The organism is Chitinophaga sp. RAB17 (assembly GCF_052114225.1).
Classification (GTDB): domain Bacteria; phylum Bacteroidota; class Bacteroidia; order Chitinophagales; family Chitinophagaceae; genus Chitinophaga.
The window spans coordinates 58,580-68,235 of record NZ_JBFREI010000016.1 but is presented as its reverse complement, the minus strand read 5'-3'; the positions used below and the strand labels follow the sequence as shown (position 1 = coordinate 68,235).

General features: G+C 45.9%; 6 protein-coding genes. 2 read left to right on the top strand and 4 right to left on the bottom strand.

The annotated features are described in order from the left end of the window. The first annotated feature begins 22 nt into the window (after positions 1–22). Both AB4Z08_RS32610 and AB4Z08_RS32605 read left to right on the top strand, forming a co-directional pair. Positions 23–1,024: a PorP/SprF family type IX secretion system membrane protein gene (locus AB4Z08_RS32610; RefSeq protein ID WP_441577978.1), complete on the top strand. Its 1,002-nt coding sequence runs from the start codon at positions 23–25 to the stop codon at positions 1,022–1,024. Positions 1,025–1,075: 51 nt separating this feature from the next. Continuing rightward, the gene (locus AB4Z08_RS32605; protein ID WP_441577977.1) at positions 1,076–2,851 is read left to right on the top strand and encodes an OmpA family protein; all 1,776 of its coding nucleotides are present in this window, start codon (positions 1,076–1,078) and stop codon (positions 2,849–2,851) included. A gap of 139 nt (positions 2,852–2,990) precedes the next feature. Here AB4Z08_RS32605 and AB4Z08_RS32600 read toward each other — a convergent pair whose 3' ends face one another. The 4 genes from AB4Z08_RS32600 to AB4Z08_RS32585 are packed head-to-tail and all read right to left on the bottom strand — an operon-like array spanning position 2,991 to position 9,621. Then, complete coding sequence (locus AB4Z08_RS32600) at positions 2,991–3,920, bottom strand: DUF5007 domain-containing protein (RefSeq protein WP_441577976.1); 930 nt, start codon at positions 3,918–3,920, stop codon at positions 2,991–2,993. Positions 3,921–3,936: 16 nt separating this feature from the next. Further along, on the bottom strand, positions 3,937–4,608 hold the full coding sequence (locus AB4Z08_RS32595; protein WP_441577975.1) for a hypothetical protein: 672 nt from the start codon (positions 4,606–4,608) through the stop codon (positions 3,937–3,939). A gap of 8 nt (positions 4,609–4,616) precedes the next feature. After that, entirely contained in the window at positions 4,617–6,080 is a 1,464-nt protein-coding gene (locus AB4Z08_RS32590) for a RagB/SusD family nutrient uptake outer membrane protein (RefSeq protein ID WP_441577974.1), read from the bottom strand. A gap of 4 nt (positions 6,081–6,084) precedes the next feature. Continuing rightward, positions 6,085–9,621 carry a SusC/RagA family TonB-linked outer membrane protein gene (locus AB4Z08_RS32585; protein ID WP_441577973.1) on the bottom strand — a complete coding sequence of 1,179 codons (3,537 nt, stop codon included), beginning with the start codon at positions 9,619–9,621 and terminating at the stop codon, positions 6,085–6,087. Positions 9,622–9,656 lie beyond the last annotated feature (35 nt).

Sequence of the window (9,656 nt, the reverse complement as noted above, 5' to 3'; positions counted from 1 at the left end):
TGCTACAAAAAACGTGTAAAAGATGCAAACAGTACTCAAAGCAGGAATAATGGTCTTGCTGCTGGCAACAGGTATGCGCGGAATGGCGCAACAAAACATACAGTTCAGCCAGTACGTGTTCAACGGGTTAAGTATTAACCCTGCCTATGCGGGCTATAAGGAAGACTTGTACGTGAATACCGTTTACCGCCATCAGTGGGCCGGATTTCCAGGTGCGCCCCGTACAGGGGGAGTGTCAATAGATGGAGTAACTCCTGCCAGTGAAAATAAGGTGGGATTGGGGCTGCAAATGTTGTTTGATAAACTGGGTCCGCAGGATGCTTTGTCGCTCTATGGCTCTTACTCGTACCGGATTCCGCTGGATGATGAAGGCACGCGCCGGCTATGCTTCGGTATAGGAGGAGGGGTTACCCAGTACTCCATTGATGGCTCGGCGCTGCAATACACGGATAATGACGATTCCGCGATACCTCTGGGTAAAAAGAGTGTGTGGGTACCGGATGCCCGCTTCGGGATTTACTACTATACTTCCCGTTTTTATGCAGGCGCTTCTGTTATGGACCTCTTTTCCCTTTATACTGACGCTTCGCGTTACAGCTGGAAAGGAAACAACTATTCTACTATTCGCAAAACACAGCACCTGTATATTACTACGGGTGCTATGTTTCCGCTGGGAGAGCACTTACAGCTGAAGCCTTCTATCCTTATCAAGGAAGACTTTAAGGGACCTACTAACGTAGACATAAATGCCTTTCTGCTGATCGGTGAAAAGCTGTGGGCAGGCGCTTCCTATCGTACAGGTGTGGGGGTATGGAACAAAACCAACCTGCAGAAGGATCTGAGTGAACTGGATGCAGCCAGTGTGATGGTGGAATTTTACGCGACAGAAAATTTGCGTATCGGGTATTCCTATGACCTGAGCATTAATAAAATGGCGGGTTACCAGGGAGGATCACATGAAATATCACTAGGCTTTTTAATTCCTTCGAAAAATTTCGCAGTAAAGAACCCCAGGTATTTTTAACCATTAGTTTCTACCCGTATGATACGTTGCATTATAATTATTATTCCGCTGATGTTTTTGAGGGCTTTCAGCCTGTTTAGCCAGGAGCAGAAAAGCCTGTCGCAATTAGCTAACGCAGCTTATGCAAGGCAGCAGTATGCGGAGGCAGGAGCGCTCTATAACAGGATTGCCCGCAATAAAGGGAATAAGATGCCTGTGGATCAGCTGATGAAAATGGCTCATAGCTACCACGAGATCGGTTACTATAAGGAAGCCTCGGATATATACCAGGAGATCACCAGCCGTACTGACCGTCCTGCATCCGCTTATTTTGCTTATGGAGAAGTGCTTCGGCAGCTGGAGCAGTATGACGCGGCAAAGCAACAATATATTTTGTTTGCTACGTCTGATGCAGACAGTCTTACATTAAAAGAGATTGCCCTGCAAAGTTGCGACAGTGCCGTTGTATGGGGTAAACAGGCGGCCCCTGTACAATTAAAACCCGTTAAGGAGCTGAATACGCCCAACTCGGACCTGGTAAGTGGAGTAGTAAAGAAAGGTTTGCTGCTGATGTCAAACGGATACCGCTCGATGGCACTTAATGGTGGCTCACAGTCAAAGCCACCTACGGACAAACGTACGGAACTGCCTTATTATAAAGCATATGTTTATCAGCAATACTCCGGCGACAATTCCAACACCTACCTGGAAGAGCTGGTGCCGGCATTGCTGGGCAAATATGATTATCATATCGGCCCGGTGTGTCTTAGCAGCGCAGAGGATACCCTCTACGCCACTATCAACATACAGGGCCGGGATGTACCAGTCACCGGGAAAGGTATCGTGAATGGTGTCCGCCAGTTGCAGATCTACCAGTCTGTAAAAAAGAATGGGAAATGGGAAACCCCCGTATTGATGCCGGGTATTAATGTACCAGGATACTCGTCCAGTCATGCAGTACTCAGTTTTGGCGGCGACGTACTGTATTTTGTATCTGACCGCCCGGGCGGGCAAGGTCAGACAGATCTCTGGTACTCGGAAAAACAGGCAGATGGTACCTGGGGAACGCCCATCAACTGTGGCAACCAGGTAAACACGGTGGCTTCTGAAACCTTCCCCACTGTTAATGAAGAAGGCATTCTTTACTTCTCCAGCAGAGGTTATGCAGGGATGGGTGGATATGACATCTATCGTGTAAAAGGGGCGAAATCCAGCTGGGAAATACCGCAGAATATGAAGGTGCCGTTTAACTCCGCGGGCGATGATTTAGGGCTCATACTGAAACGTAACGGCTATGAAGGGTATATAGCATCCAACAGGCAGGGCGGCATGGGCAAGGATGATATCTATTACTTCTCTGATCCCGATTACTTTAACAGGGTTGACCGCAACAGGAATCCGGTGGTGGAAACGGAGCATAGTGTACCATCTGTGCCAATCGGACAACCAGGTTTGGTGGAGAAAAAACATACCGCAGAAGAAGAAACAGATAAACAACAACTGGAGGAACTGAAGTTCTTATATGATTATAACAGTGCGTCACTGCTTACAGCATCCCGCAGGATCCTGGACCAGGTGGCAGCAGTGCTGAAGCGTCACCCCAACTGGAAGATCGTGATTGCTTCCTTTGCAGACAACCGTGGTTCTGATCAATATAACACCGATTTGTCGGCATTACGTTGTTATGCGGTAATAGATTACCTCGTTAATAAGGGCATCGATCCGAAACGCCTCTATTATAGCAATAAAGGGGAGGGGAATCCAGTGAACGGTTGTAAGGACGGGGTGCCGTGCAAGGAAGATGAATATAAGCAGAACAGGCGTTCCGAACTGAAAATAAAATGGTAAACGCCGGATGGAAGATTACAAATCTCACACGATGACGGTGCACGATTAATGCTGGATGGGGATTCAGTTATAAAACAAGAGGCTGACCAAAGTAAAATCTGGTCAGCCTCTTAACAATTATGAAAGTAACAACAGATCGTTAATTATACTTCAACTGAATCGTTACTTTCCAGATACCTTCTTTAAGAATAGACATGTCAAACCAGTAGTTGAAATAGCCACCGTTGATATCTCCGTTATTATACATATCGATCCTCAGCACCTGTCCGGAAACGAAGGGGAGTGGGAACCCGGCTATCTCCAGCTCCAGGTGATCGGGGAATTCAGTGTACTTAGTAGGATTATTCAAACCGAGGTTATGCCAATCCTTTAAGTCTGTTACATCCGGGTTACTGGAATAATCGTATCCGAGTAACGTTTTCGGATCCACCGCGGTGCCGTCTTTTTTCAGTACGTATACCAGTATTTTATTGCCGGTGTTTACCTGCCTGTCAAAGGTTACATCAAGGCCTGTTATTTTGCCGTCAAGACCAGCGAGCCGGTAAGTATAAGGCAATGCGTAACTAACGTCTATGGTTAAGGCAGATTTAATAAGACGTTCTCCGCCACTGTTTTTCACTCTTACGTCAATGATATACTTGCCTTTGGTAAATATGGTGGTATCACTAGACTCCGGGTAGATGACGATATTTCCATTCGCAGGGTTGATATCAACGGCAGGGCGATTCACCTTGGTGCGCTTCTTGTCTAACTCCTGTACCGTTTTCTCCTTTCCTGTATACTCTGCTTGCCAGAAGTAGGTATCTACTTTATAGGCCATCAACTTATCGGCAATTTTTCCATCTTCATAGTGAATGGCATCAATGGTGAACTCCAGCGGTTTGGTAGATTCATCTGCTACCATAGCACCGGATTGTATCAGGGAGGCGCCTACTGCTATCTTTATGGAAGGATTGGTATACTTGAGTGCCGGGCTTAGAAAGCCATCGCTACTGTCCTTCTTACAGGAAATCGTTAACAACGTGATAGCCAGCCAGAACAGGCATTGTATGTTTAATGATTTTTTCATGATAAAATGATTAAGACTATCTGAAATATTTTTGTTTCAGCCCTGCTGCGAAACTCGACCCATTGCTTAATACGTGTACAATGGCGTTGGCAGTGATCAGGTTATGCGTTTGTATACTGGCGCTGAATTTTACCGTATCCACTCCTGGTATTTTTAAATGCTCAAACATTATTCTGTACGCTGACGTTTGTAGTGAGCTGGTGGCACTTGTTCCGCCGTCTACAGCGCTAACAATCAGGGAGTCGCCATTAAGCGCCTTGTAATATCGTGTCCGGTCTTTTACAGCTTGCTCCAGGCTCACTTTGGCATTGGGTATAATAAACCTGCCAAGTAAGGTGATCAATGTATCCTTTCCTATGTTGGCGAGGGGTTGGGGAGTCTGCCGGTCATCCGGTGTATAGTTCATCTGTAACCGCAGCACTGCTTTATTGGGTGCCGCAAAAAAAGTAATGTTGGCCTGATTCACCAGGGCCTTGCTATTGGTGAGGTCAATGATCTTCACCAGCGAATCAAATATATGATTAGGTCTGCTGGCCAGGAATTCATATACCGTCATCCTTTTTTCTTCCTCGGATTGCTGAGACAAGCCTCCATCGACATAATAGTTATCTTTCCTGCATGCTGAAAACATCAGTATAGCAAGGGTTGCCAGGAGTGCCGCTTTTTTTAGTGAAATATTTTTCTTCATATAAAAAGTTATTTCCAGTATTCGTTCTGAGTGATCATAAAATTGCTTTTCGCGATAATGCTCTGGTCTATCGGGAGTAGCCATGCACCTTTCTGATACCAATCGGCTGCTGTTATTTTAGAGTCTTTATCCAGCTTTCTTGTTCTCACGAGGTCAAAGAAATATTGGCCTTCCCCGATCAGTTCCTTTCTGCGCTCGAGCAGGATAGTGTCCTGGATACTGCCTCCACCTGTGTAGAGAGTGGTAAATGCACGTTGTCTTACTTTATTCAGCAGTACTGCAGCTTCCCCGGCTCTGCCTACAGCCGGACTGGCCAGCGCTTCTGCTCTCAGCAACATGATATCCGCCAAACGGGTAATGATAATGTTTGATTCATTAATATTCTGTGAAGAGGTGTCGCCTTTCAGTTGCAGCGTTTTGTACTTGCCCAGGAAGATACGGTCATCATAAACGCCCTGCAGGTAGGTGGCACGATCAAACCAGGTAAACAACCGGGCATCGCGCGCACTTGGAGGGAACATGTTATTCAATTGTTGCCTGGTGGGAGAAAGTATAAACTTTTCGGTACCGCCTCCGCCATCTGATTGGTCTTTATACCAGGGCCTGCCCAATGTTCTGTTATAAACACGGTTTTTCTGTACCTCTCTTGCATTGGCATCAAAATTAAGCTCAAAGATGCCTTCATTGGATTTTCCAACAAAGATGCTGATGAGGTTCAGTGTATCCGTAACAAGACTGTACGGCCCTTTTGTAATTACGCTGTCGCATAGCTTTTCACAACCGGCATAATCCTGTAACCATCCCAGTACATGCGCTTTAATAGCCCATGCTGCTCCTTTGGTGGCTCTTACGGCTTTGTCGCCACCACCGTAATCCAATGCCAGGTCAGCAATGGCGATGTCCAGATCACTGGTGATCTGCTTAAATACATCTGCCTGTGGCGCCCTTGACAGGTTATCTATATTCACGCTCTTTAAGTTGATGGGTACATCTCCCCAGAAACGAACCAGGTAAAAGTAGGTGAGTGCCCGGATAAAGCTGGCTTCCCCGATATGTCTGTTTCTGAGCGACTCATCGTAGTTAGCAATCGTAGGGATTTTTTCAAGGAGCAGGTTGCATTGCGCAATCACGGTATAAAATTGGTTCCAGTTGCCACCTCCGTTATTCAGTAACGCACTGGCGGTATTGGTCGCAATAGGCGTCTCAACCCGAACGTTTGAACTCTGGGAATAACTGGAGAACACATCTGCACGTACATCTCCCATGAGAAATACTTTATCAGGTACCACCGCCCGCAGGTAGGAGTAAGCAGCGGCTACTCCTTTTTCCACATCTGCCGAGGTCATAATAGCGTTAGCGGCAGTAGGGAGTTCAATAATTTCAGGATCCAGTATTTTTTTGCAGGAAAATAATAAGGCGCTACCTGCGAGGAGGAAGCACATTTTGTTTTTCCATGTTATTTTTATCTTCATAATCTTAAAATTCAAAGTTAAAGCCACAGTTAAATTTGTAAGGAATGGGATATCCATTACCCAGATCGTAACCATAAGAATCCACGTTTTCAGGATCCACGCCGGAATACTTTGTCAGGATAAACACGTTACTCATCCCTCCATACACTCTCAGTCTACGGATGTTAAAACGGTTTAGCGCAGCCGGTGCAAAATCATAGCTCAGGTTGATATTATTTAACCGTATAAAGCTTCCGCTTTCCAGGAAAAGATCGGTGTTGGTTTCGTAGTTGCCGATAAAATCATAACTGGATGTGCCGTAGTATCTCCACGGATTAAGCACCGGGTATTTTGCATTGGTATGGGTAGGCGTCCAGAAATCCAGGTCTGATACATCCAGCAGGTTTCTTTGTCCGCCCGGATAGTTCACATTTTCACTGGCGGTCCAGCTTACACCCTTGATACGATCTGCCTTTACTTTGTTAAATACTTTGTTGCCAACAGAGTAGTTGAAAAACAGGTCCAGCTGGAGTGTGGCATTGCTTTTAAACTTATAGCTGAAAGAGTGAGAAACACTTCCGGTAAATTTAGGATTAGGATCACCGGAATAAACGCGGTCGGAATTATCCATTACACCAATCCTGCCATCTCCGTTTACATCCAGTAACATGATATCTCCGGCTTTATACGGGTCCTGTGAGGCAAATCCGCTGGTATTAGGGTAAAGTCGCTTACCGGTATACTTATTTACCGGAACGGATTCATCTGTTGGATATACGCCCAGGTACTTCATCAGGTAAAAGCCATTCAGTGGGCGGCCAATCTCCAGATAAGGTTGTCCTACTGCATAATCGCTCCTGGAAACACTTCTGCCGAAATCAGGCAGCTTGGTCAGTTCATTATGGTTGATGGCGCCAATAAAGGTGACGGAATACTGAAAGTTCTTTCCCGGCCTTGTAAGATAGGCGGTGATGGCTGCTTCATACCCGGTATTGCGAACAGCCCCGCTGTTGATATAACGGGAGGTATATCCGCTGGTACCATTTAAAGCATCAGGAAAGAGGAACCCGTCTGTGTTTTTATTATAGTAGTCGAGCGTCATAGTCAGACGGCTATTGAAAAACTCAAGATCCAATCCTACGCCCTTGTCTTTAGTAGTTTGCCAGGTAAGATTTGGTAAGGCGGTACCGTTACCTGCACCGTAGCTGGGAGCCAGTAAGGGAATGCCGTTATACGTGGCATTGTCTCCACTCTTGGTTTGATAGGCACCTACTGCCAGGTAGTTGTCCTCATACTGGGTACCGGATTTTCCTGTACTGGCCCTGATCTTTCCAAAATTCAGCCAGCGGCCAATGTGCTTACGAACAAATTTTTCTTCTGTAAATACCCATCCTGCAGACAGAGAAGGGAAGTATCCCCACTGGTTATCTTTACCAAATTTGGAAGAACCATCGGCGCGCACAACACCCTGAAACAGGTATTTTTTGTCGTAGTTATAAGAAAGTCTGGAATAGTAAGACAGCAAGCCATACCTGATATTATGCGTTTCCAGTTTGAGATTGGATTGCGGATATCCCTGTATCACCTGTTGTGCATCACTGGGACCTCCATATGCAGAGCCGAATATGTTGTTGTTTTCGCTGGTGTTGATGGTATTACCCAACACTACATCGAACGAGTGTTTTGAAGGAAATGTGTGGTATAAACGAAGAAAGGTTTCGCTCAGCAGATTTACTTTTTCCTGCGAATAATAAGAGGCCGCCGCTTTCTGGTCATTTCTTGTTGCAGATGGTTCGAATGAGCGGGTGCGATAAAATTCATAGTTGCCAGATGCCCTGGAGGTAAGGTTCAGGTAGTTGGTAAGATCGTAACTGACTTCCAGCTGTGCCAGTACTCTCCTGGTAAGGTCAATGCTGACGCCTTTCTTGTAAGACTCCAGGAAGGAATCAAAAAAGCCGCTGTTGGGGCCTGGGCGGAAAGAAGAAGAGAAGTTATTTCCTACTACTGCTGCACTGTAAGTGTCGCCTCTTTTTTGGCTGGCATCGGTCTGGCTTAAATTTGCCCGGCCGGTAATCGTTAACTTCGAAGTAGGTTTGAAAACACCGTTATAGGTCAGTGAAAACCTGGTAAATCCTGAACCCAGTACAATGCCTTTTTCGTTATAGTAATCCACCCCTAACCGGTAGCTGGCATTCTCCGTAGCGCCGCTGATACCCAGGTTAATATTCTTCAGATCAGCATCCCGGAAGTACAGCTTTTGCCAGTCGGTAGAATTGTTATAAAAGCTATTCAGACTATCGCTCAGCTCAATAGGCATGTCTGAATCTCCACCGCCTACTTTGGCAGATTTATACTGGTTAAAGAGAGCAATTTTAAAATCGCGTTCCGCTTTACCTCCAAGCGTTTTACGTAGTGATGGGTAATAACTCAATCCATATTGTGTATTTAAGGTGACAATTGGTTTCCCGATTTTGCCACGTTTGGTGTTAATAATGATAACGCCGTTGGCGCCTCTTGAACCATAGATAGCAGTAGCGGAAGCATCTTTCAGTACATCCACGGATTCCAGGTCAAAGGGGCTGAAACCAGCCAGCACACTTGTGATGGCCTGGCGTGGATCTGAAGGGTTGAATACATCCTGTTCCAGTGGTACACCATCAATAATAAACAAAGGCGTGCTTACTACGTTGGAGTTGGCCGAATTGGAAAACGAAGCAAGACCTCTGATTTGAATCATGCTTCTTCCACCCGGCATACCGGAATTGTTTTGCACTACTAACCCTGGTGCAAGTCCCTGCAGCAATCCTTCTATAGAACCGCTGGGCTTATTTTGCAACTGTGATCCTTTAATGCTTGAAATGGCAGCAGTAGTTTCTCTTTTTTTCTGCGTACCATATCCTACTGTTACGTTTACTTCCTGCAATTGCGATGCAGAAGGCTGGAGCATGATCAGCAGATTTTGCAACGTATTTCTGACCAGCTGATGATTAAACTGTTTGCTGGCCGGTGTTAGCACGCCATTGCTCAGGTGAAGCGTTAACGAGTTAAAACCGATAGAAGTGATGACGATGGTGGCATCTTCCGCAGCAATTGAAAGGGAGAACTTTCCGTTTTCATCTGCCGTGGCTCCCTGTTTAGAGCCCTGAACGATCACGGTGGCGCCAATAATTGGCTGGTTATCCGGACTAACAATCCTGCCGGACAATGTAGTCACTGCCGTCGCCTTACGCGATGCAAGTACCGTTACAATTCTTTCATTTACTTCATAGGTGAATGGCTGCCCCTTAAATACCTGGGCAAGGGCGGTTTCCAGTGACTCTTCTTTAAGGTTTACCGTGACTGGCAGCGCATTTTTTGCATACCGGGCATCAAAAATAAAGGAGTAACCTGTTTGTGTTCTGATCGACTCGAGCACCTGCTCCAGTCTTGCTCCGCTTACACTTAATGTTACCTGCTGGGAGAAGCCAATTGCAGATGTTGCCAGATAATGGAAGACAGTAAACATTATGCACCAGGCATAGCGCTTCCAATGGCCCATACGATGGCCACGTTGAATTCTCATAAATGTAATTTTACTGGTGTGAAATGATGATGGTT

Coding starts and splice junctions, on each gene's coding strand:
- AB4Z08_RS32585 (WP_441577973.1), bottom strand. CDS start 9,621: ATGAGAATTCAACGTGGCCATCGTATGGGCCATTGGAAGCGCTATGCC.
- AB4Z08_RS32605 (WP_441577977.1), top strand. CDS start 1,076: ATGTTTTTGAGGGCTTTCAGCCTGTTTAGCCAGGAGCAGAAAAGCCTG.
- AB4Z08_RS32595 (WP_441577975.1), bottom strand. CDS start 4,608: ATGAAGAAAAATATTTCACTAAAAAAAGCGGCACTCCTGGCAACCCTT.
- AB4Z08_RS32590 (WP_441577974.1), bottom strand. CDS start 6,080: ATGAAGATAAAAATAACATGGAAAAACAAAATGTGCTTCCTCCTCGCA.
- AB4Z08_RS32610 (WP_441577978.1), top strand. CDS start 23: ATGCAAACAGTACTCAAAGCAGGAATAATGGTCTTGCTGCTGGCAACA.
- AB4Z08_RS32600 (WP_441577976.1), bottom strand. CDS start 3,920: ATGAAAAAATCATTAAACATACAATGCCTGTTCTGGCTGGCTATCACG.